This is a genomic window from Pseudobacteriovorax antillogorgiicola (genome assembly GCF_900177345.1).
GTDB lineage: Bacteria > Bdellovibrionota_B > Oligoflexia > Oligoflexales > Oligoflexaceae > Pseudobacteriovorax > Pseudobacteriovorax antillogorgiicola.
Genome location: NZ_FWZT01000018.1, coordinates 59,481 through 83,801, shown reverse-complemented (window position 1 = coordinate 83,801; position 24,321 = coordinate 59,481). Strand labels below are relative to the sequence as shown.

The window sequence follows — 24,321 nt, the reverse complement described above, 5'->3', positions numbered from 1 at the left end:
TCCTAGGATTATTAGGGTTGGGAACTCGGGCCACTTGGAATGGGGCTTGCAGACTCTGAAGCAGAAAGAGTGAGTCACACCGCACATATAGAGAGGTTAGCATGAAGCCCAACTATTTGATTTTGACTATTTCATTTTGTCTGACAATAAGTCTCGGATGCCGCCGTAGCAGCCCAGCTCTTGAGCTAGTACCAGAAACCAGCCAAGCTTCAGAAGCTTCTTCCGATACTCCAGTAGAGGAGCAAACCGATATCGCAGTTCAAGATACCGAGCTTGAAGACACAATCGATGCGCCTCCTGAAACAGATATCGTCATCCAAGAATCTACCCCAGTAAAATATGTTGTCAGTGATAATGCTGTTTGTGGAGAAGGTACCGCACTTCCTTCTCTGAGTGTCCTTCGAGCAGAAATCGCAACTCTTGTTGCCGGTTCCGCTGCCGAGGATGCCTTAGGTGATAATAGTTTCGTTATCGAAGACGGTACCAACAGTGAGTTTTCAGGTTCTTACTTGTACTGGTATGTCTCTGGAGAAGAGATTGGCTTGGCCCGCGCGCGACCACGAACTGATGATCCCGGATATGCGGTGAGCGTTGCTGCTGCTGCAGGTTCAGATATCGTTCCCCAACTCAAAGCGAACTTCCTGTGTTCTAAGAATAACTAACTCTCCGGGCGATGAATATCGAAAGACTTGAAATTCATCGCCTTGGTTAGCTTAGTGCTAATTCAGGTCAATTCGGATCATAAATCGATAGATTCCTATGCTGGTTTGATTGAGGCGTCCCCATTAGTTTCTCCCTTGTCAACACGAACAAAGGAGTCAAGACATGAAGACACATCAAACAGTACTTACAATCGCCAGCCTCATCTCTCTTTCATTAGTAACCGGTGCCTGTGGCTTTGATGCCAATCGCTTTGCCGACAAACTAGTGGAAAGCCAGACCAATACCGACGACGAATCAGAATTGGATCAAGGCTTTGAAGAGCCCTCGACAGATGTTCCTAACGAAGAAGTAGATTTAATTGAAGAACCTGATGATCTCACCACACCATCGGAAGCAGCCGAGCCTGCCGAGCCTGCCCCTATCTTCTTAAGTAGAGACCAGCAAGTTGAAGACATGGCTTGTGAAATTCAAGACAGCAGCGACGAGTGGCAAAGCTGCAGCATGGATCTCAATGAGACGAGTGGTTGGTTGCACCTTGAGGCAGGCGATTACTACATGACCTATGATTCCCTAGAAAATGGATCTATCAGGATGAATTGGGAATGGCAAGGTGCCGAACTATGGATGGAGCTAGACCTAGCAACAGGCCAAGCGACTTGGGGACGAAAAGGTTACACAACTGCCATCGGCTACCTTCGCCCTTACTAAAGGGTTTGGAGCCGCATTCACGGCTCCCCTCCTCTATAATCATCCATAATCATTATATAAAAGTTCGATCAACAGCGATCGAGCTTTAGTGCCATGAGAAACTTGCCGATACCAGTCATCTAGATGACTTGACTTTGGTTTTCACATGAACTTCGCTATTTTGCTAGCCATCATGTTCGTCTCCCCATGCCTGCTCGGGGCTCCAAAGCCTTTTGCCACCGTGGAGAGTATCGAGGGTCAGGCCATGATCCTACGCTACCCCAAAGCTGGTGGTAGCTCCAACTCTATACAAGCCAATCAGTTTCAGGGTTATAGCTGGACCCCTAGCCCTATCCAGATCGGAACACCCATTTACTTTGGGGAAGTTGTTGTCACAGAGGAGAATAGTCGCGTAAAAATCCAAGGTCAGAATCAACTCCTCGCTGATATCGGCCCTAAGACCCGAGTTCAGTTTGTCCCAAGCTTTCAAAAAATGAAGAATCAGCAGGGGATCCATCCCAGGCTCTTACTTCATGAGGGCATAGCTAGAGTCTACGCACAACCTGATTTGGGAGCTTTAGACTGCAGAGTTAGCCGTTTGCTGATAGAAGCTGACGAAGTGGATTACCTCATTCAAAAAACGGGCAAGAAAATCGAAATTTTCAACTTTGGAACAAGCCTGGAAATTCAAGAAGAGTCAGCCTCTGGTGAGCGCCTCTTTCAGGATTCTCTTAGGGCTTTTTTAATCAAGAAATTTAAGCGTCTCATTCGTCTGACGCAGGATCGAGTCAAGCTTCAACCCCAACGAAGTGTCACTCTTGAACTAGGGCAGAAGCTGCTAGTTTTAGATGACTTAGGTGCTAGCGAAATTCAAAGCCTGGAGTTGGTCATGGGAGCCGAACAAGCTGCTAACTATATCGCAAAAGGTCGATCCTTCGAAGCGCAACTTGTCCAAAGTGAAGATTTTGAAAGGCTCACGAGCTACATCCAGGATATCGGCGACATCGAACAAATGGTTGTTGGCCTAGACCTACAGACGGATCAAGACGAGCTGTTAGGGGATGAGATCCAACCGATCCTCGATGAGCTTCCAACAAAGGACCCTACTCCTCCCACAGCAACAAAGACTAGCACTAAGGCACCTATCAACCAAACTTTTAGCTACAGACTGGGAGCCGCAGGCCTCTATGGTCGCTTTACAAATGGAAAATCGCTCTATGGCGGCGGCGGATCCCTTGAACTCGAAGTGCGCCCCTGGGATTTCCTGTACCTATCCCTTAACATGGCAAGGGGAGACTGGATCGCAGACGGAATGAATGACTACTTTGGTTTGAACAAGCCTGACGCGCTCAACTCAGAATACTTTCATCTCGCTTTTGGTGCAGGGCTACGAACCACGCCTTGGGATCGGATCAGTATTGGAGTGGGAGTGGCGCTTATCGATGTTCAGCAACTTATCATCCAGTATGACGATAGTCCCAGTAATGTGAATCGTACCTACTCCTTAATATTCCCTCTTGTGCCCATGCTCGAAGGCAAAATCACGATCAACCTATTCAGTCGCCTAGAGTTTTACATGGGTTACGGAGCTAGCCAAGTTCAATTGAAAGTTCAGGCACGGGACCTGAGCGCAGAGTATTCTCCCGTTCTGAATCTAGCCTTTGCAAGCCTGGGTTTTGCATGGACCAGCCCCTAGATCACGAATTTTTGATTTTAATTGCAACAACTTACAATGAAAGCCAGCGCTTTCACCGTGAAATAGAATCTTACGGCCACGTATTTTCGTAGTAAAGGCAGTTTAAAACTCGTCAGTTCGCGCGTAGTGATTATTACATCCCAAATAAGCGTTAATATTAATTCACTAGTACCGAAACATGAAGCGTCTTAAACATGGGAGGCTTCTTGATGCAATGGGGTTTCAGCTCGCTGCTTGTTCTATTATCGTTGCTATTCGGTTCAACGCAGGTTTTCGCCAAAGACGTTCCCACCGCCAAGCAGGGCGTGATTGATCTTCGTCATTGGGATTTCGAGGCGAACCCTACCGTGGATATTAAAGGTGAATTCGAGTTTTATTGGATGAAGATGTTAGAGCCTCAAGATTTGGCTGCGGAGACACCGACAGGATTTCTTACTATTCCTTCAGTGATGAACTTTGAATTCAACGGAATCGAACTGCACCCAGATAGCTACGCGACATTTCGCGTTAAAGTTCTCCTCCCAGAAAATCACCCTCCCCTGGGCTATTTTTCTCGGGAAGTTCCGGTTGCCTATAAACTTTGGCTAAACGGTGAAGCACTGCTGTCCCAAGGTATACCTGGTAAAAGTGCAGCAACCACCGTGGCAAAAGCCGGATTCCCAAACATTGATATTGAAACAACAAGCTCTGAACTAGAGATGGTCTTTAACCTTTCTGGCTTTCTCAATTCTGATGTTGGATTCTGGAACCCAATTGTAATTGGTAAACGGGATACTCTTGCAGCAGACGAAATCAATCGCGTCGCTCTGGACTCGTTCCTCGCAAGTTGTATGTTTGTCATGGCGCTCTATCATTTTGTGTTGTTCGCTCTTAGACGTCAAAACACTTCAGCTTTAGCTTTAGGTGTGTATCTTTCATTGGTCCTTATGCGTGTCATTTCTACCAATGATGGCTTGCTTATGCATCGCTACTTTGGGGCGGACTATTTTGCCTTAAAATTCGCTGAATACCTAACTTTCTAGCTTTCCGTTCCTTGTATCATGTGGTTCCTCTATACACTCTTTCCACAAGATTTTTCTAAGAAGCTTTTTCAAACAGGCCTAGCTATATCTTCAATTTTCTGGATTATATGCCTCGCAACGCCCTTAAAAATTTATTCGCAAACTGTTGCTCCATTTCAAGTTTTCACTTTATTGTGTATCGTGGTTGGTTTCTATGGGCTTGCAAAGGCAGTATTTCACCGTCGTCCTGGGGCTTTGGTCATGATAGCTGGATGTATCCTGCTAACAGCAACCGTAATCAACGATATCTTACACTCAGCAAGGCTGATTAATACTAGCTACATTATAGGTTTTGGAATCTATGCTCTTGTCTTTAGCCAATCTGTGGTTTTAGCGACTATTTTTTCGAAAGCCTTCCGTGATGTAGAAATAGGCCAGAAAAAAATTAAGAGATTGAATCGGCAGCTTGAAGACCATATTATCAATCTCGATGCTATTGTGGATGAAAAAACTCGTGAGATTCGTTCGATTATGACTCATATTCAGCAAGGGATCTGCCTAGTTGAAGGAGAGCAGGTCAAGGTGAGTTCCGAGTACTCGAAACATATGGAACAGATTGCTGGTAGCCAAGATATTGCAGGACAAAGGTTGGTGGACCTCATATTTCAGGATAGCCAAATTTCCAGCGATCTAAAGAGTCAGATGCATTCAACACTTCATGCAGCAATTGGCGAGGACCCTATCGCTTTTGAAGCCAACGCTCACCTCCTAACCCACGAGTTCAAGCGCCAGATAGGAAGTAGCGTACGCACCTATGAAATCGATTGGAATCCTATTGAAGACGATCAAGGATTGATTGATAAATTTTTGGTTGCTATCAAAGATGTTACAAGCCTTCGGACCCTACAAGAAGAGTCATTACAGAGGCAAAACGAACTGAAGCTCATCAGTGAGATCATCAATGTCCCCATCGCAAAGTTCGACTCCTTTATTATCTCCTGTAGGGAATTTATCACTGAAAACAGAGAAGCAGTGGCTCGGTCGTCTGCAGGCGATCGCGAAGCATTGACCAAGATGTTCCGCAACATGCACACCCTGAAGGGAGCAGCGCGATCATTCTCATTCGATGAACTGGCAGCATTGGCTCATGATACAGAAACCTACTACCAGCAGCTTCGTGATCAGCATGATACCAACTGGAATCAGGACAAGTTGTTCCAAGATCTTGATGCTGTAGAAAAGATGATCGAGATCTATGCTCGCATCAATGCAGAAAAACTTGGCCGCAGTCAAGAAGAGACGGATGCTATCATTATCGACCGCGATATCGTGGAAGAGAATATGGCAAGACTAAGTAGAATGGATCTCGAAAGCTTTCAGGATGGGGATAGAGACCTCATTATCGATTTGAAACAGCTGTTTAATAACTTGGTATATAACCCTCTCAACAAAGTTCTTGAAGAGCAAATCCACAGCCTTGGTAAAATTGCCAGCGACTTGGGAAAAGCGAATCCGATACTTCGTATCGAAGATCCTGGAATTTCTTTCACGAAGCCTGCTCAGGAGCTTATGATCAGAGTTTTTACCCATATGTTCCGTAACTCCCTGGATCACGGTATCGAGCTTCCTGATTTTCGCCAGAATCATGGCAAGGAAGCCCAAGGACAACTCAATATTAAGATGTACCTTGAGCATGGCCAATTAAAGCTGGAATACTGGGATGATGGAGCTGGACTCAACTTGCCACTTATCAAGAAAACAGCCATTCGCAAGGGGCTTATCCAAGGCAATGAAAGCTATGGTGCCCTTGAAATTGGCGAGTTCATATTCCACCCTGGTTTCTCGACCAAACGAGAGGTTTCAGAAATCTCGGGTCGAGGTGTTGGGATGGACGCCATGCGAGGCTTCCTTGAAGATCACAATGCCCAAATTGATCTTTGGATCGATGCTGCTCCGGACTCTAAAGCCCTTGGTTTCGTACCCTGCAAGTTCATTTTAACCTTGCCTGAAACCTATTTTGATATCATCAGCTCCCAAGGCAACGCTACCGCAGCTTAGACCAAGGACCTTTGCCATTATTGAAGCCAAGACAACATGATTCAAAATGGCAAAACCTAAGCCCGCTGCACACAATGAGTAGTCGGTCAAGGCCCGGTTTACGGCTAAAATAACATTTTAAGATCGTTTTTCTACGCTTTGGTTTAGACACCCGCCCTCTTATCTTTACTAGACTCGTCAATCCCGGCTATGAAAGTGCAACGCCCTACGGCAGGTCAAATTAAATAGGCAGTTCTCTGCCAAAACCGAGCAGATACACACTTTCAAGAGGGAGATCAAGATGAGATATTCTATGGGGAGAGGTCTATTCTCCGTGCTTTCTGGCGCGCTGTGGCTTACTACTGCAGCATGGGGCGCCGGTGAATTCGAGTTTAATGGCTACCTTCGAACTGGGACCAACTATAGCGAGGGAATGACCAAGGGGGTTTGCTACCGCGAAAATGTCTCCGCGATCGGCAACCCAGGCCGATTCGGCAATGAGTGCGACAACCTTCTAGAGATTGTTGGCAAAAGCTATTTGTTTGGCAGCCCTAACAACTCCCAGCCATGGGTAACTTTGAACGTTACTGGCCAACTATTCTATGCTGGAGACCGTTCCGAAGAGGCGGTAACTTCCGATGACCCTGGTCGCCTTTCAACAGGCAATGAAACGATCTTTCAGTTCCCCAACACCTACGTCGAAATGGGAAATGTTGTTGGTCGGGGTTCGATTATCTGGGCCGGGCGGCGCTGGTATCGACGCCTGATGTTCTATCAAAGTGATATCTTCACCCTTAATAACAACGGCAATGGCTTTGGCGTCTATGATATCGAAGTAGGCCCCGGTAAGCTGCATCTTGCTGTGATGCGCCGGATCGAGAACCGTGAGGTGGAGGACGAAGCTGGAAATACGAGCGTTCAAGCGGGCCCCAGTTACAACACCTTTGATGCTCGTTACTCGACTCAGATTGGTGCTCTACCGATCGATTTTATTTACCTTCATCAAAGAACTGGAGCCAAGGATGCCTATGGGGATTCCGATGAGTCTTACGAGCGAGCACAAGGCAACCTATTCGCCCTGTTTTCGGAGTACTACGGAGCCTTTTCCAACCGTGCGTACATCGGCTATGGGACCGGCCTTTTTGGTCAAGGGGCGGACTACCACATTGGTGCTGGCCACTTGAGCTACTCTGGCTTTGGCTTGACGCAGACAGAATGGGAAGCCAGAGAAGAAGCAACAAGCTTTCGTGTTATCAATGAAGTTGGCCTTGAACTGATACCAGATGAATTGAACTTCAATATTAGCGCACTCTATTCTGAGGTCACAGATATTGCTCAAGAGCAAACTGATGACGATGGCAATGTAACTGGCTATGAGGCGGTCGATGGCTACAATTACTCCATCGGTTTAAAGCCCCAGTATTTCATCAACAAGCATTGGTCCTTTGTAATCGATCTAGCCCACACCATGCAAGAACGCGATGATTACACCGAGCCACACACTTTGAACAAAGGCACCTTCGGTACAGTGATCCGCCCGCAGATCAAATCTATGCCTGGTGCCGCAGAGTTTCGACTCTATGCAACCCGTGCAAGCTGGGATAAAGATGCTAATTACCCTGGCGACAAGGGATCCGCTCTCTACGGTGAGCGAGGCTCTGGCAATACTTACGGCGTCCAGGTGGACGTTGCCTGGTAAGCTGCTAAGCTGCAGAGAACTGCTATAATCCTGCATAGTTTAGGGTTCTATGGCCACCCCCATAGAGCCCTTTTTAATATCTTTAATATTCCCGAAAACCCAGCTACAACTTGATTTGACATCACCCTCGTCATCTCCACAAAACTAGCTATTGACAGCTCATCGAATATAATATTGATTGTCGTTATCATTTTCATTTAGGATTATCCATCCTACATAATTAACCTTTTTGGAGGAGTTCTCCATGTATAAACGAGTGATCCTATCCCTATTCGCAATGTCTTCGGTTTCCGGCCTTGCCTCTCAGGACCTAACCCTTCCTGGCGAGCGATGGCTAGCCGCAGCAACTGGATACATCTGCGAGGACGCCCGCGACGTGTTAGTTGAAGCCCCTGAGCCATTTGCACAATTTGATGTGAAGTTTGAAACCCTCACCACAGATTACAGCCTGGACAATGCTCTACTTAAGGCGACTTTTATGGAAAACGGTGAGGAGTGTCGCTACAGTGCTCTGTTGTTTGCAGACAACGCTGCTTACACATCTGAAATCGTAGAATCAGTTGCCTATAGCATTAAAGCTGGAACAGATTGCAGCAAGGGTCAGGCGAAACTTGACGAAGCTCTCTCATTCAATGACTACCTCTACTGGGGCCGTCCACACCACCTCACATTCATGGTAGAAACCGAGGACGCTGTTCGTCTCTGCGGTAAAGATGCCACTCACGTTGGAGTAGATTTTGTCTTGAAAGGCCGAATCTAGCAGCCAGCAGGCTAAGGCTGGGCAGTTTTTTTATTCTGCTCCAGCCTAAGTTAAGGCCTCTTAGTCAATACTTCCAATAATATTAGATGATTAAATATAAATCGCCATTCAACATTTCTTGTAACCTTCACGATCTCTCGGACGAACTCCTAAATGTGATCAGTCGATGACCCGACCAATAAGGAGTGATTCATGCTACGAACATATCTATTGCTAACCCTTTTCGCAGGCACTAGCCTAAGCGTATTTGCTAAAAAGCCAGATGACGCTACCTTGCGCAGTAAGCTGAGCCCTCTACAGTATTATGTGACTCAAGAAGATGGCACCGAGAAGCCCTTTAAAAATAAGTACTGGGATAACAAGAAAGACGGTATCTACGTAGACATCGTCTCTGGAGAACCTCTATTCTCTTCGAAAGATAAGTATGCGTCAGGCAGCGGTTGGCCTGCGTTTACAAGGCCACTCATCAAGGATAATGTTGTAGAAAAGGTCGATCGAAGCCTTTTTATGACCCGCACCGAAGTGCGATCGAAAGGCGCTGATTCCCACTTGGGACATGTATTCGATGATGGCCCTGAGCCCACTGGCTTGAGGTATTGCATCAACTCTGCGGCAATGGAATTTATTCCAAAGGAAAAGCTGGTGTCCCGTGGCTACGGTCAGTTTGCGAATCTTTTTGCGGCAAACGATACACCCGCTGCTGCCCCCGCACCGAACATGAAAAAATCTGGTAGCGAGTCTTCCATAAAAACCATAACTGTGGCAGGAGGCTGTTTTTGGTGCACTGAAAAAGACTTTGAAAAGAAAGAGGGGGTTATCAAAGCTGTATCTGGCTATGCTGGCGGAAGTGTCCAGAACCCTAGTTACAAGCAAGTATCTTCTGGGCGCACAGGACACACAGAAGTGGTGCAGGTCACCTATGATTCTTCAAAAGTTAGTACCAGCGATTTGATCCACTACTTCTGGACAACCATCGATCCTACTGTCGACGATCAGCAGTTTTGTGATAAAGGTAGCCAGTACAGAACTGCGATTTTCTACCATGATGACGAGCAAAAACAGATCGCAATGAGCACTAAAGGTAAGGTTGCTAAACATCTAGGAACTAAAATTTATACCGAAATTCGAGCTTTGGATAAGTTTTGGCCAGCTGAGTCCTATCACCAAGACTATTATAAGAAAAATCCAGTTCGTTACAAATACTACCGCTATAGTTGTGGACGTGATCAGCGATTGGAAGAGATTTGGAAGGCCGCATTAAAAAGCTAGTGCCTAGTCAAGTTGAATTCTCGGCTAGGCGACAAGGAGTGAGCTAGGAGACGGTACGTGCTGGGTACGGTGACGAGCGAGTGACAAAGTCAACAACGCCGAGGCTTTCAATCGACTAGGCACTAGGGATCAAATCCTAGATGGCTTTCTGCTACAATAAGGAGGTATAAAATGTTGAACTCAGGAAGATTATGGATTCTACCTCCCGCGGCTCTCTTATGGTTCGCGCGCAGAACGGAGACACAGAAGCATACAACATGCTACTCAAAGATTTACTTCCGATGCTAACTGGGTTTATAGAAAGCCGTGTGGGCTTTCTCGGTATGACCGATGATATTGTTCAAGAAACACTATTGGCCGTTCATAAGGCTCGACACAGCTATGATGGTCAGCAGAGCTTTAATGCGTGGATGTTTGCTATAGCCCGCTACAAGATGGTAGACCATATACGCAAGGCTTCACGACAGACTCAAAAATTCAAGGATGTTGACGATATCGATAAGCTTCCGTCGATTGTTGAACGTGAGGACTCCTATAATGACCAAACAGAGCTCGTGAGAGCTGCTTTAAGCAAACTACCATCAAAGTATCGCGACTGCATCACGCTGACAAAGATCAAGGGCCACACTGTGGAGGAAGCAGCAAAGCAACTAAACTTGAGCATTGCCAATGTAAAAACTCGCTGCAGCCGTGGTTATAAAATGCTTTATACGAAATTGGAGCACCTTCTACATGAATCATAGGGACTCCCAAAAACTTATTGACGATCTGGTAAAAGATCTTTCCCAGGTAAAAAGCATCCCAACGCCAAGGACCATGGTGATGCAGTGGGCTGTATTAATTTATTTTGCTGCAATTGCAATCATGCTGTTAAAAGGCCCATTCCGAGCTGATTGGTATCAAATTAGTCTAAATCACCCACGATTCACCTGGGAGCTTCTATTGGGTCTTTGCCTCCCGGTACTTGGCATCGTGAGCCTCTGCCTCCTAGTCAGGCCAGGCCGCGTCTCTCAGAAGTCTTGGATCTCTTGGGGGCCGCTGATCGGCTTAGGATTACTTACCATTAGCCTAATGTATAGCCTCTACACACCAGCTGCTGAGATATCTATGATCGGTAAGCGGCCGTGGTGCTTCCAAGAAACTATCCTAATAAGCATTCCCTTGTTTCTCGCAGGGCTCCATTTCGTAAGGCGAGGCTATCCGTTGCGACCAGCGCTCACAGGCACCATTCTTGGCTTGAGTTCATCCTTGCCTGTAGCAAGCTTGATGCACATTGCATGCATGTACGACCCTATTCATATCCTTCAATTCCATTTTTCTCCTGTCATAGCGTTTATTATCATCGGCGCCACCGTCCTACGACTCAGTAAATAACTATAATTAATGATAAAATAAGGATTCACTAAGGTTTTTCATGAATCCTACCGTTAAGTTTATTGGCTGCCTGGCCAAATCAGGCAAAGGCTAAATGCCTTGGAAAGGAGGTGATGCTATGACGTCTTTTGACAATAGTAGCATGGAGGTGAGGACTTCTTAAAGCCCACACCTCCATGCTCATCTTCCAACCACTAGAAGGAGAACAAAGCCAAAAACGGGGAGCTTCAGCCTCCCCCTTTTTCTTATCAGCCTCAAACAATCCTCAATTATAATCAATCTACTTTAGGTTCCTGAAAGCGATCATCAAATGTAGCATTTTCAACTGACGCATCGGTAGGCCAAAACAAAAGTATTCCACAAAAGAGAGAATTTAAATTCGTAAATACGCTCTCTTACTCTATTCTTAAGAAATCATCTGAGCACAATACATTTCTTAACTCTCATAGGGAGTGATATGGGTTGGCACAGACCAAGTTCAGGCAGATTTTCATAAGAGGTTCAAATGAATAAAGTACTGGTTTTCAAAAGCCAAGACGACAAGGATCCGAGGGTTCCCCTCCTCCCAGAAGAGGCTCGCAAGCTTTGCCAATTGGGCTGCAAGGTTTGGGTAGCAGCGGGCCTAGGTAGCTCCCTCGGAATCTCAAACGAGGATTATGAAGCAGAAGGCTGTGACATCACTTCTGCCCCAACCGAGGTGCTTGATGAAATCGATATTGTTCTGAGTCTCGGCCCGCCAAGCCCTGATATGGCTGCAGCCTACAAAGCTCACCACGTTCATATCGGCTCTCTCAACGCCTTTCAAAATGGTGATCAGGTGAGGGAGTGGCAAGATCGGGGCTTTACAACGATCGCTCTCGATTTTATCCCAAGGACCACAATCGCTCAAAAAATGGATGTTCTCAGCTCCCAAGCCAATCTCGTAGGTTACAGTGCCGTGATCGTTGCCTGCTACAACCTTAATAAACTCGCCCCTATGATGATGACTCCTTCAGGAACCATCCAGCCAGCGCGTTTCTTCATCCTTGGGGCTGGTGTTGCGGGATTGCAGGCGATCGCCACAGCGAGGCGATTAGGAGCTAGGGTGGACGCCTACGACCCTAGGCCAGATGTAGAAGAGCAGGTGAAATCTCTGGGAGCACGCTTTATTCAGATCAAGCTTGGGGAAACAGGTCAAACAAAAGATGGATACGCCAAGGCCCTAAAGTCTGATCAGATTCGCGAACAACAGATCGCTATGGCAGAATATTGCGCAAGTTCTGATGTCGTTATCACAACCGCCCAAGTCTTTGGGAAGAAGGCCCCAAAGCTGATCACTCGCGAGATGATCGAGCGAATGCCCCATGGTTCTGTAATCGTAGATGGAGCGGTGGAGTCTGGTGGCAATGTAGAGGGCTCAATTGCTGATGGCTTGGTTAAGGTTCATGGCGTGACCATCATTGGTTACCGCAACCTTGCCTGCCGCGTCGCTCATGATGCCAGTCAGATGCACTCGAATAACTTAGTCAACTTCCTGAGTCATTTTTGGGTCCCAGATTCACAAGCGTTTGCATTTAACCCAGCAGACGAAATTATTCAGGCAAGTATGGTGACTCATCAGGGCAATATTGTTAGCCATCGACTTAACCTTCACTGAAATGGAGATCCAAATATGCTTCTTCTATTTGTATTCGCTCTTTCTATCTTTCTAGGTTTCGAACTCATATCAAAAGTCCCTTCACAGCTCCATACCCCGCTAATGTCGGGTTCGAATGCCATATCGGGTATCGCGATTGTTGGCGCTATTTTCGCTGCTGGTCATACGAGTAACCCCGATCTAAAAACCTACCTCGGCTTCTTTGCTGTTCTTGCAGCCACTATCAATGTTGTCGGCGGCTACTTGGTTACCGACCGTATGCTAAAAATGTTCCGTGTTGAAAGGAGGGATTCCCAATGACCATAGCAAGCATCATAGAGTTTATCTATATTTTAGCTGCAATCGCTTTTATTTTCGGCCTTAAGATGCTGAGTAAAGCCGAAACAGCAAGACAAGGAAACTTAGTGTCGAGCATTGGGATGCTAATGGCCGTGGTTGCAACCCTTGTTCATCAAAATGTTCTTTCCTATCAGTGGATCATTGCAGGAGGGGTCATAGGCGCAAGCATCGGTGCTATCGGAGCGTTTCGTGTAAAGATGACTGGAATGCCTGAAATGGTGGCTCTGTTCAATGGCTTTGGTGGTGCTGCGAGTCTTCTGGTTGGCCTGGGAGAGATTCTTAGCCCTGGTAACATAAGCCTCATCGCCATAAGTGCAAGTTATCTCGCGATTCTTATTGGATCTGTAACTTTAACGGGGAGTATCATCGCCTGGGCAAAACTTGCAGAACGCATGAATACGGGCGCCATATTCTTTAAAGGCCAGAAGTATGTGAATGGCTTGGTCGCAACCTTACTCTTAGTGGGGGGAGCGATTGCAGTTGGAGCATTGCCTCATGCAATGGAGATATTTCTCGGGCTCACAGCACTCGCGTTAGTCTTTGGTTTGCTGCTGGTATTGCCGATTGGTGGTGCAGATATGCCGGTTGTTATTGCCCTACTAAATAGTTACTCAGGTATCGCAGCTTCCGCAGCGGGGTTTGCTATTGGCAATAATGTGTTGATTGTTGCCGGTTCATTAGTAGGAGCCAGTGGCCTCATCCTGACGAATATTATGTGTAAGTCCATGAACCGTTCCCTGGCAAGCGTTCTGTTTGCTAGCCTTAGCGATGCTCCAGGCAAGAAGAAGTCTGAATTTCAAGGTGAAGCTCGGCCGATCAATGCTTCCGACGCCTATCTCATGCTAGAGGCAGCTCGATCAGTTCTTTTTGTTCCTGGTTATGGGATGGCAGTAGCACAAGCTCAGCATACAATCAACGAGCTTGCTCAGGCTCTTGAGAGCAATGGTTGCGATGTGAGATTTGCGATCCATCCAGTCGCCGGCCGAATGCCTGGTCATATGAATGTGCTGCTTGCAGAGGCTAGTGTTCCTTACGAGAAGCTCGTTGAGCCTGAAGATGTAAACCCCCTTATGGAGCAAGTGGATGTTACAGTCGTTGTGGGTGCTAACGATGTGGTAAATCCAGCATCGAGAACCGATGAACACTCACCTCTCTTTGGAATGCCTATCATCGACGTGGACCGTGCCAAGTCTTGTCTTGTACTGAAGAGAAGCTTGAAGCCGGGCTTTGCAGGGGTAGATAACCCATTATTTTTTGGTAGCGGGACGCGAATGCTGCTCGGAGATGCGAAGCATAGCCTCGGAGCCTTAGTTTCAGAATTTAAAATGTAAAAACTTACCTATCGAAGCAGGTCCTATGGGCCTGCCCAACTCCACAAACTTATTAACTCATTACAGTTAGCTGATATCACCGGCTATTTTCATTTACTGAGATGATTGTCTATTAAATTCCGAAACGTTTGTAAGCCAAAAGTCGAATTTCGGAGCAATTATCATGGTAAAACATACCGTCGCAACGATTCTTCTCTTCAGTGCAGTCTTGAGCTGTAACGACGAAAAAGGAACCCGCACGGACATTGGCAATACGGATATTGGCACTGCTGTGTCTGCAACAAATGCTCTCGCTCGATCCATTAGTCCAAGCGCTCTTTCGGAAACTGAGCTTTTTAGTTCCGACTCGGCTGATAATAACTGTACTGAATTTTCAGTGACGGTCGCAGACGAAGAAGGAGCCGGTCTCGAAGGTGCTGAAGTTGAATTTTCCGTTACATTTTCGGGTGGTGATGACAGCGGCACGCTCAATCCCGAGCTGGGTACGACCAGTGCCGGAGGCCAGGCAACGACCACCTACTGTTCAGGACTCGATCTTGGCGAGGGCACCATCATTGCCGCGGTGAACGAACTTCGCACTAACTCTGAAACCTTTACAGTAAGTAAGAAAGGCAGCTATTCGTTTGCATTTGTTAGCTCGTCGATCCCAGCTCTTGTCGAAACCGACAATGGCCAGGAGGGCAATGTAGAAGAGTCTATCATTCCCCTCAATCTAATCGATTCTGGGCCACAAGACTGTACGACCTTAGTTTTCGAACTGAGTAAAGACGGAACCGCAATTCCAGGCCGCGAATTGAAGTTCTACACGCAGGATGATCCACCACGAGGCTTGAAGCTAGCCAAGAAGAAAGATGATGGCACCTTTGAAACCAACGAGGAAACCAATAAGAATCGAGCCATTTTCAATGCTACCAGCTCTTCGGAAGGTCGCTTTGCGATACCCTTCTGTTCGGGGGTAACCTTGGGCTCCGCCGTTGTATCTGCTAGCTTCAATGATGAAGACGGGCAAACGGTAACGGCGAGTAGCCCTGTGATCAGTATCCGCGGGGGTGTCACGAACTACGCTAATTTTTCCCTGACCTTTGACACTGAAAATGCCAGAACGTTAAAAGGGTATTTCAATACCAACAGTACTCACACGATTAAGACTGCTGCAAAGGTGGATACCAGAAAAGACGGTGATGCAATCCGAGAGTACCCACTGCAAGTGGTTGCCGAAACTGGTAAGGCGGAGCTTCTGGTAGGCGGTCGTGCCAACGAAGCCACCGGCGAAGCATTCTTCACTATGCGAGCTCTTCATATGGTGGACTACTACGCTTATCGACTCTTTCCGTTCGCAGCCAACCCTGACGCTGCTGCCCGCTGTAGCCCATCTGCCGTTGCCGACAGCCTTGGCAATAACGCGGCTCTATCTTTTTCCTATCGAGATCTTTCAAAAAACTGGAGAACTACCGTTACCTACGCGATCAATGGCCAAGAGCATTATTACGATGAGAATAGCAACGGCATATACGACGGTGGTGGTGATGGTTTTTGGGACAAGAACGAGAACGGTGTGTTCGACAGTGGTATCGATGTCCTGACCTATGATGCGAACAACAATGGTGTGTTTGACTACCTCGGAGAGTGGTTTATCGATCTGCCTACTCCATTTGTCGACGCCGATGAAAATGGTAGTTACGAAGCCAATCGCGATATCTTAATGGGTGACACCTATAATGAACCCAATGGCCTCCGCGACTCTGATACGATTATTTGGAAAAATGAAGTCTACCCAATCTTTATGGGTGTCTCAGACTATTCATTAACCCACGAGAGTATATTCGGTGACCTCTCGGTCATGCCACTTACCAACACCGGTTTACCGGGCTCCACACTATTCGCTGGTTCAATCCTTAATGATGATTTTTTTGGGATCGGAGCAAACGCAGCAACACGTATTGGTAGCGCTACCATTGGCAAATTTCTCTACGCCCACGGCATCTGCGGTAATCTTGTGCCAGGTGGAACAGAGTTCGTCGCAAGCACTGAGTTAATCGGAACTGTGGCCTACGGTGAACGAACACCAATCATCAATTTCACCAGACCAGATATTGACGCCTATCGCGAACCTTCGCGACGCTTCCTAAAAACATATGGTGGAGCTGAAGCCGTAGTGAACTTTAACGCGGTCGATCATCCGAACGAAGAATTCGGTTATCCTATCAGTTTCAATGTCACGGTTCCTGCCTGCAATTCCATCTGTACAGGCGACGTTGTTACCGGATCTGGTGGCGTTGCGTGTGCATCGCAAACTCATCGAATTCGGATTGAATTGACTGAGCCTACTGCAACAGGAGGAAGCGCCCAAGCCCTTTACAATTTTGCATCTGTTGATGAGGTGAATACTTGTCAGTGCGTAACAGGGGCTAGCCTCGTTGGCAATAGCTGTGTTTGTCCCGACGGTTTCAGTTCTAACGGTGTCGCTTGTGTAGCTGATTAGTCTGTGAGCTTGGTTCGGGTCTGCTAGCGCATTAGCTAAAGGAAGTTCCGAATAGCGTCGAAGTTTATTCCAATCGGGATCCGTGATTTATTGATCCTTGGATCGTAATCGTCATTTTTTAAAAATTGGAATTGGCAAAGCCACCCAAGGTGGATCAGAGACGCTTAACTTCGGCATCTGCAGCAAATACCTTCATCTGTCCAACCTATCAACATTATTTATTCAATATTTTCAAATATTTGCATACGGTACTGCATTTGCTAGATGTGCCATGAGATAGGCTAACGCTGCTTCTATTTTTGCTGTCGTGGAGGTTGTTATGAGATATTGGAACTTAGCAATCTTGACTCTATTCACCTCATGCAATCATATAGAGAAGAAAGAACACAAAGTATTCATAAAGCCCAGGGACTCACTAAATATTGCCAATAGTGTTCCAAGCAATATGACAATCAAAGTTTCTCCTGAGCTAAGAGATCTTGAATTTTCTTTTCTAGTAAATGCACCTTCCAAAGGATTCAATTCACAAAAAATAGATGTATTGGTTGATACAGATATCGTAAAAACAAAGTTCAATAAAAAGTCTAATGTCCTTTTGCTTTCGAAAGAGCCTAACTACTCTCCTCAGCCTATAAACTCGACTAAGAAACTGTTCACTTTCGAGCAAGTTCAAGGGGCCATTGGAACTCTTGAAAGCTCGAATAGTCTTGACAAAAAATTTTGTAACGGCTTTTTTATAAATGAAAGAGATTTCATTACAAATAATCACTGTCTAGTGAGTACTAAATCTGCCTGTCCTGAGATCAGAATTTCCGTTCAAAGTAATGGTGAAATTAAGAAGTATAGATGCCTTAGATTGATTCGGACCAGTGAATACCTCGACTATGCAATTATTCGCTCAAATCGACTAAAAAACCCTAAACAGCCGTCACTTCAAGTTGCAACGACTCAATTCGAATACAGATCCTCTGACACCCTTTGGATTGTTACCTTAAGAGACAAAAAAAAGTTGATAAGCGAATGCAAACCCTTTGATAATGGCTTAAGTAGCGCAGCATCGGTGCTTTGCGATTCATCTTCCAATTGCCGATTAACCAGTTTTTTAGACGCTTGTAACGGAAGAGTTGTAATTAGCGGTGATTCCGGTAGCCCCATTTTAGATAGCAAAGGAAGAGTTATAGGCCTTCTTTGGGGAGCAGTTAGCGGGGACAAAGTCAAACTACCAGCCTATGTTCCTTCCCGTCTTATTACCCCCCTTCAATAACCCTCTGCAATATTCTTTTGCCTAGTCAGGCTATATTGCGGCAGTTCACTGGCAGTCTAGGTTACCTTAGCTTACGAGCCTTGAATATTTTTTCGTGTAGGTACCAAGAAGTGCGAGCATAACTTGATGTTTCTAGGGATAGAGACGGTACTTCGAACCCTCTATTTTCAAACTCTAAAGAACTCCCATTTACCATACCTACTTGACAGAGTTACATACTTCATCTCTTACAGAACTAAAGTCTGTGTCATCAGTATTCAACCCATCAACAGATCGACAGAGTAGTTGCACGATTTGATTGAAGTCCCTAGGCACGACCTGGAGTTTCGATTGAGATGCCCACGCTAGATAAGAACGCCCTTCTTCAACAAACTTAACATACTCCCGTGAATTTCCGACCCCTACTTGATCATACCTACCAGACTCTTGATCGACACGGGCATAGCCATTATCCAAGCCCAGATAAATTGAAAGGCCATCACTTGAAAAGCTTATCGATTGCGGGCGTCCTTCAAACCGCTCCGGTACCAAATGGTCGACATAATTCATTTGCTCGTCGAAATTTAAGATTTTACCCTCGAAGTTCACAGAAGATAAGGTTTTCCCAAGGTTAGAAACTTCGAATGAAGTAACGCCCTGTAATTCCTCAATCGGCTTTACTCCTACTTGCTGGGTGAAGGTACTATTCAGTTCATAGTACCTTGCGTGCTGGTCCCAATGGTAGGTTACAACACCGCCGTTGAAAAACTTAGCCTGCCTTCCCTCTAAGAATTCCTTATGGATAGAGCTACTCTTGTTATGAAACCGATCATGGACCAAAAATCTTGTATCGGTATTGACAAGAATGTACTGACCAGAACCATCCGTTTCAATGTTTTGAAACTGATCTTCTACCATGAAAGAACTAAGATCGAATCGATCTATAGGTTCCATATTCTCCAAGTTTATAACAAGTATACACTCATCTGACGATGGTACTATAGCGAATGACCCGGCGTCTGATTCAAAAATATCTATAAGTTTCGCTTGAGAGAAGAAACCACTGCTTTTTACCCTTATTTGTCCAAGATGAATTTTTGAAATTTCTCTCGTTCGAAGGTGCACCTTGTTCAAAGATAAATCACAAAATCCAGGCTTATTGCTACAACTTAAGAATATGATAGATTGTAAGCTTTCAATCAAATTTAAACTTTGAAACGACTCTTTATTGCCATGAAGCTCATAAGCAACTCTGTCTAGTATTGAAAATATTGTGATCCTACCTCTAAAATCAAGAATGATCTGATCATCACTAATACCAATTTTTTGCAAATCTGCTAGACTCGGAAGAGATATCTTTGTGAGTACTTCCTTAGGATTGGTACGATCGTAAATGTAGATCGAGTCTTCAGCCTTAAGAGAGAAGGCAAGATACCTTTTTGATACACCTACTCGGGATACATCGTTCCCATACCTCACTGCAAGTTCACGACCATTATCATCAACAAATAGCGTTTGGTTATCTTTAACAACACTAAATAGGTCTCCCGACCTCAGGTAAACCCTCTTCCGCCTCGATCCTTCCAAGCCAAAGTCATTGAGTAGCTCAAACTTTGAGCTCAACTGGACCAGGTTATCACCCTTATAAGCAAAAAGAGACTTCCCACTTCCTGATACTAAAGATAGCTCATAGTTAGCAAGATCAACTTGCGTAGGATTCGATCCTGAAAGGTTCTGAAGATACCATTGATCTTCCACTAGCTTAATGAGACTCCAGTTATTATCCTTTATAGCAAACAACTTCGTCGCATCAGAATGTAGGTAAACATTATCTTTAGTAAGATCGATAAGTTTAAAACCAGTATTATCTCTCGTAATGACATATCGACATTGGTTAAATACTTGAACTAAAACATCAGAAGCGCTCAAGGGGTACTCAACAAAACTCCCATCCTGTCTAATCATGGTCAATATGTTGGTATCAAGATCGACTCCATAGACTCCTGTTTCACACATCTTATCGAGGGCGGTATCGCTCGTAAAAGAAGTATTACTTCCATCTTCGTGATATAAAAGGTAATCATATTTCATAGAACTGTCAGCTGATCCTAGCATAAGTGAGCCATTTCCCAAAGCTGAAGTAAGAAAAGACTCACCAGAGTCAATAACCTTTTTTGGAACCCTATTTTGTACTCCGCTGTGGAGTGCCCTCCAAACTATAGGCTCGTAGGTTAGCTTTTCAGTAACATCCAACTTTAAGTAGCTTTGAAAGGCCTTTAACGAGGCTAAAACAGAATCCAGGCTTTCATTGCTTCTCTGTGCAAGAACAGCCTCTTCTGATGAAGACTTCAGTTGTTGAATTGCAGAGCGGGAACTAGATTCAACTCTGTAGCTAACTATCTCTGATTGATTACCTGCTTGGTCTAGCCCCTTAATTCTTAGAGTGTAAGAACCACTGATAGGAGTAGGTATTGTTTTTTCGTTAGCAGTGATAAAAGTACAATCATCCCCCTCAAGGAAACAGTATTCAATAGTAACTTCAGAGAGGTCATCTGAAGTCACCTTTATTAGTTCCTTTGGTTCCAATAGTAACGCCCCAGACTGCTCGTCCACTACTATTGAAGGATCTAGGTTTACGGTTGGAACTTGATTGTCCACGAGAAGAGAACACTGCTCCTTTAGAGCAGGAGTACCGATATTATAGATTTTATATACTTCAATTCCTAGGTCGTAGAACCCATCGTGTTCAATTTCAATATCAAAGATTCGATCAATAGGAACTAAATTGACATCTTGCATAGAGACGCTACTACCACGCTTTGTTATATTAACATTTGCGAGCAACGCGGACGGATTTGCAGTATTCAAACCAAACAGGTTAGTCACAGACAAAATTCCAGTTGGCACAATGTCTTTTTTGCAGTTCAAAGTTGGAGTTGAGTCATTGAAGCTTAATAAACTAACCTCATTCCTTGACTCTCCAAAAGCTTGTCCATCGAGCACGATGCCTTCTCTGGCTGATGGTCGCGAAATAATGACATTGGTAGCTCGATCTTCAAATTCGATGCAGCCTTTGGTACCAATTACATTCGCATTCTTGACAACGAGTTCCTCGGAGCTGAGTGGTATCTGGTCCCCACCAAGTATCTTGAGCCTTACAATCCCTTTTGCCGGATTGTTGCTTACTCCACAATTCAATTCATTCGAAGATACTTGATTGCTTAACTTCTTGTTGTTACAAGACATGAAAAAGAGGCAAAAGGCAAGACAGGTAAACGAAACTTGCTTCAAGGTGACTCCTAAGACTAGACAGGCATCAGGAGCCTTTTGATAGGCCATTTCGACTAATTATGCAATAAAAAACAGCCACCGCTCAGGGTAGCTGTTTTTTATTATAATATTTAGCTATTTAACTTAATTCAGGAGCATTCTCCAACACCATCAGGATCGAACTCTGCACACCACCAAGTCCTGACTGCTGCTGCATTGATACCCAAAACACCACCGGGATGATTAGCTCCCCGAGTACCTGCAGTACCGCTACCTAAATCTATTAGATAGTTGCTATCAGGCTTTCCAAAAGTTCCCGCATTCGGGCCCGCAGATCCACCTGAAGGAATAATCAAGTCAGGCCATAGAGAACTATAAATAAATCCACCCTCATGGCAACCACAACCGGCATTGATGCCAAGTGCACCTGAACCCGGGTAGGTCGCAGCCCCACGAGGCCTGTAGCCCATCACTGATAAAGGACTACCACCTAGCTCTTCCTCCTTGCCATCGACAACAGCGTAGAGGTAGACTTGATGCTGGGCATTGTCACGAACAGCGTCGTCTAGCCGGAAGTTAAAAGAATCTTCGAATCCATCGGCGATACCCTCACCAATCATGGTGGCACCATCTTCTGCTTTACCATCGAGGTAAGCACGAACAGTCAGTTTTTCTTCTGGATTATTCACATTCGTCGCTTCACCAAGGATATTAATTCCATCGAAGGAGATATCGAACTTATCGACTTTTCCAAAGCGGCTATTAGCATCTTTAAACTCAATGCCAAACCACTCGATGGCTAGGGCACAGAGGTCCGTGCTTTCATCTTCGCAGATTTGTGCACCAGGGTGATCTGTTTTTCCGAGAAGTGGATTGATAAAATCATTATCGTTGTTAAAGCCACCCTTTTTAAGGAGGCTAAACATTTTACCGTAATCGTAGATTGCTTCATCAGAGGCATCTGGATTACCTAAGACATTTCGAGGAGCATCATGACAGCTCAAGCAGTTTCTCGAAGTTGACCGGAAGGCAGCAACGATCTTACCTTCGAAGTGATCTTCTCCCTCAGGTGTACCATTGATATTTTCGGAACCCTGACTACCACCACTACCAGAACCAGAACCGCTACCACTGCCGGAACCACTTCCGCCAGTTCCAGCTTGACCTGGTGTTCGTTCATATGTTGCCTGCTCGGTACACGCCGCGAGCCCAGCCCCCAGTAAAAAGCACATGAAAATATGAGCTTTCATCCTTTATCCCCCGTTAAAAACGACTCAACTGGGAACGTATCGGCTATCTGGTGGAGATCCTTTAGATATTTATACACCTTTTTAAACCAGGGCAAATCTCAACATAATCCTAGGGTCTTAAGCAGGCCTGATGAGGCGTCGCCAAATACTGTTTTCTTGATCTAAGAAAACAAAAAAAGCAGGCCTTCCTGTGAAAGCCCGCCTAAGATGAGGTCAAGAGTTGGTTTCTAAGAACAAATTATTCGGTTATGTCCATTACTGCGACATCGTCTAAAAGAGTTCCAAATGTATTCGCATCGCCGAAGTCTGAGAAACTGATGGTAGTTTGGAAACTAGTTGCTGTGACAACGATGGATTCAAACAACCAGTCTTGGGTATTTGGTATGTTTTCCTCAGCATAGACTTCTGTATCTCCGAAGTTCACAGCTAGAGCTTGATTGCCCCGATTTCCTGGTCTGGCGCGGAATGCGAAGCTGATCTCATAAGTGCGCCCAGGGATGGTGTTGATAATCTGGGACATAGTAACCGTTGTCTTCTTGGAGCCCCTACCCTTGCAGTCTGAATCTAGTTCTAAGTACTGGTTGCCATCAGCTGCATCGATGCTTCGACCTAACACAAAAGCTTTCTGAATCTCGACGCTAGGGGCGCGGTTGCCGTCACAAGCTTCACTATGGTTCCACTCGATATTCCAAGCAGGAACTTGCTCAGATGTAAAAATATTCCAACTCGATCCACCTAAGTCAGTTGCTTCGAAACTACCGTTTTCAACGTGATTTCCTTCCTGGGCAGCCGGAAGAAGGACACACTGCTTTTTCGCTGCCTTCTGGTAAGTTTTCGTCAGCTTACTATCGATTTTACCAAGACGATTCTCAAGCTTAAGAATACGCTTATCAAGGTTAGCTGAGATACGCTCTATCTTCCGCGCAAGACGTGCTGTCACTCGATCATGACGATTTGTTTCAGCTGGGATCTCTTCAGCTAGGCGACGCTTGATTTCTACGATCTTGAGGTGCTTATCGGTGTTGGCCGCACGATATGAAATCAACGCTTGCTGCTTACAAATTTCCTGGAAACGGTTTGCTTGACGCTGAGCACGACTCTCAAGCTTACTACATCCCTCAAACTCCAAGACTTCCTTCTGACAGTAGCTAAGATCCAGGTCACCTAGGAGAATAGCTGCTTCAAAAACGGCATCCACCTGGCTCCAAGGCTTTACCTTTGGTGCTGGACTTGGCTCTGCCACGGGCTCAGTGTCTTGCTCGTCATCCTGCGCGTCCTCATCAGAACTTGTCTCGGCAACCTCTACTTGGTTGTCATCACCACCCTCGGCATTTTCTCCCCCTGGACTTGTTTCCGGCGGCAGCTCCTCCATGGGTTCGTCAGTCATAAGCTCATCCATGGACTGCTCTTGAGGATTGGCGCGGCCCCCCTGACCCACGTTCAGATCTCCGTCTCCTAGATTCTCTGATACATGAGATTGAGTTTCGATCGATTCTTGCTGATTTCCACCGCCCTGATTACAAGCGGTTAAGATTATTAAGGTAAGCCAAAGGCCAGGGGTCAAACGGTTATTCATTATAGCGT

General features: G+C 45.7%; 18 protein-coding genes. 15 read left to right on the top strand and 3 right to left on the bottom strand.

The window, feature by feature from the left end; translation table 11 throughout:
* Window positions 1–101 precede the first annotated feature (101 nt).
* The 15 genes from B9N89_RS21190 to B9N89_RS21120 all read left to right on the top strand — a co-directional run bounded on the left by B9N89_RS21190 (window position 102) and on the right by B9N89_RS21120 (window position 18,238).
* On the top strand, window positions 102–662 hold the full coding sequence (locus B9N89_RS21190) for a hypothetical protein (protein ID WP_132322336.1): 561 nt from the start codon (window positions 102–104) through the stop codon (window positions 660–662).
* Between the two features lie 163 nt (window positions 663–825).
* On the top strand, window positions 826–1,371 hold the full coding sequence (locus tag B9N89_RS21185; RefSeq protein WP_132322338.1) for a hypothetical protein: 546 nt from the start codon (window positions 826–828) through the stop codon (window positions 1,369–1,371).
* Window positions 1,372–1,516: 145 nt separating this feature from the next.
* Window positions 1,517–3,046 (top strand): FecR family protein, encoded by a 1,530-nt coding sequence (locus B9N89_RS21180; protein WP_132322340.1) that lies wholly within the window; start codon window positions 1,517–1,519, stop codon window positions 3,044–3,046.
* Window positions 3,047–3,255: 209 nt separating this feature from the next.
* On the top strand, window positions 3,256–4,068 hold the full coding sequence (locus tag B9N89_RS21175; protein WP_132322342.1) for a hypothetical protein: 813 nt from the start codon (window positions 3,256–3,258) through the stop codon (window positions 4,066–4,068).
* Window positions 4,069–4,083: 15 nt separating this feature from the next.
* Window positions 4,084–6,105: an Hpt domain-containing protein gene (locus tag B9N89_RS21170; protein ID WP_327355771.1), complete on the top strand. Its 2,022-nt coding sequence runs from the start codon at window positions 4,084–4,086 to the stop codon at window positions 6,103–6,105.
* 280 nt (window positions 6,106–6,385) lie between these two features.
* A complete protein-coding gene (locus tag B9N89_RS21165; protein WP_132322346.1) occupies window positions 6,386–7,783 on the top strand; it encodes a carbohydrate porin in 1,398 nt (465 codons plus the stop codon).
* A gap of 244 nt (window positions 7,784–8,027) precedes the next feature.
* Window positions 8,028–8,543 carry a hypothetical protein gene (locus B9N89_RS21160; RefSeq protein WP_132322348.1) on the top strand — a complete coding sequence of 172 codons (516 nt, stop codon included), beginning with the start codon at window positions 8,028–8,030 and terminating at the stop codon, window positions 8,541–8,543.
* 192 nt (window positions 8,544–8,735) lie between these two features.
* Complete coding sequence (locus tag B9N89_RS21155) at window positions 8,736–9,812, top strand: bifunctional methionine sulfoxide reductase B/A protein (RefSeq protein ID WP_132322350.1); 1,077 nt, start codon at window positions 8,736–8,738, stop codon at window positions 9,810–9,812.
* A gap of 191 nt (window positions 9,813–10,003) precedes the next feature.
* Window positions 10,004–10,555, top strand: coding sequence for an RNA polymerase sigma factor (locus tag B9N89_RS21150; protein WP_132322352.1), 552 nt, complete (start codon window positions 10,004–10,006; stop codon window positions 10,553–10,555).
* Entirely contained in the window at window positions 10,545–11,186 is a 642-nt protein-coding gene (locus B9N89_RS21145; protein WP_132322354.1) for an NrsF family protein, read from the top strand. Before B9N89_RS21150 ends, B9N89_RS21145 begins: the two co-directional genes overlap by 11 nt.
* A 505-nt stretch (window positions 11,187–11,691) precedes the next feature.
* On the top strand, window positions 11,692–12,822 hold the full coding sequence (locus B9N89_RS21140; protein ID WP_132322356.1) for an NAD(P) transhydrogenase subunit alpha: 1,131 nt from the start codon (window positions 11,692–11,694) through the stop codon (window positions 12,820–12,822).
* 15 nt (window positions 12,823–12,837) lie between these two features.
* Window positions 12,838–13,122: an NAD(P) transhydrogenase subunit alpha part 2 gene (locus tag B9N89_RS21135; protein ID WP_132322358.1), complete on the top strand. Its 285-nt coding sequence runs from the start codon at window positions 12,838–12,840 to the stop codon at window positions 13,120–13,122.
* A complete protein-coding gene (locus B9N89_RS21130; RefSeq protein ID WP_132322360.1) occupies window positions 13,119–14,492 on the top strand; it encodes an NAD(P)(+) transhydrogenase (Re/Si-specific) subunit beta in 1,374 nt (457 codons plus the stop codon). The genes B9N89_RS21135 and B9N89_RS21130 overlap by 4 nt, the downstream gene beginning before the upstream one ends.
* Window positions 14,493–14,655: 163 nt before the next feature.
* Window positions 14,656–16,974, top strand: a complete 2,319-nt coding sequence (locus tag B9N89_RS21125) for a hypothetical protein (RefSeq protein ID WP_132322362.1) — start codon at window positions 14,656–14,658, stop codon at window positions 16,972–16,974.
* Between the two features lie 319 nt (window positions 16,975–17,293).
* Window positions 17,294–18,238, top strand: a complete 945-nt coding sequence (locus B9N89_RS21120; RefSeq protein WP_143478231.1) for a S1 family peptidase — start codon at window positions 17,294–17,296, stop codon at window positions 18,236–18,238.
* 198 nt (window positions 18,239–18,436) lie between these two features.
* Here the strand turns inward: B9N89_RS21120 and B9N89_RS21115 are convergent, their stop codons facing one another.
* From B9N89_RS21115 to B9N89_RS21105, 3 genes are all read right to left on the bottom strand, one after another.
* Entirely contained in the window at window positions 18,437–21,508 is a 3,072-nt protein-coding gene (locus tag B9N89_RS21115) for a hypothetical protein (RefSeq protein WP_132322366.1), read from the bottom strand.
* 128 nt (window positions 21,509–21,636) lie between these two features.
* Window positions 21,637–22,737: a hypothetical protein gene (locus tag B9N89_RS21110; protein ID WP_132322368.1), complete on the bottom strand. Its 1,101-nt coding sequence runs from the start codon at window positions 22,735–22,737 to the stop codon at window positions 21,637–21,639.
* 238 nt (window positions 22,738–22,975) lie between these two features.
* Window positions 22,976–24,313, bottom strand: coding sequence for a hypothetical protein (locus tag B9N89_RS21105; RefSeq protein ID WP_132322370.1), 1,338 nt, complete (start codon window positions 24,311–24,313; stop codon window positions 22,976–22,978).
* Between the last annotated feature and the right edge of the window lie 8 nt (window positions 24,314–24,321).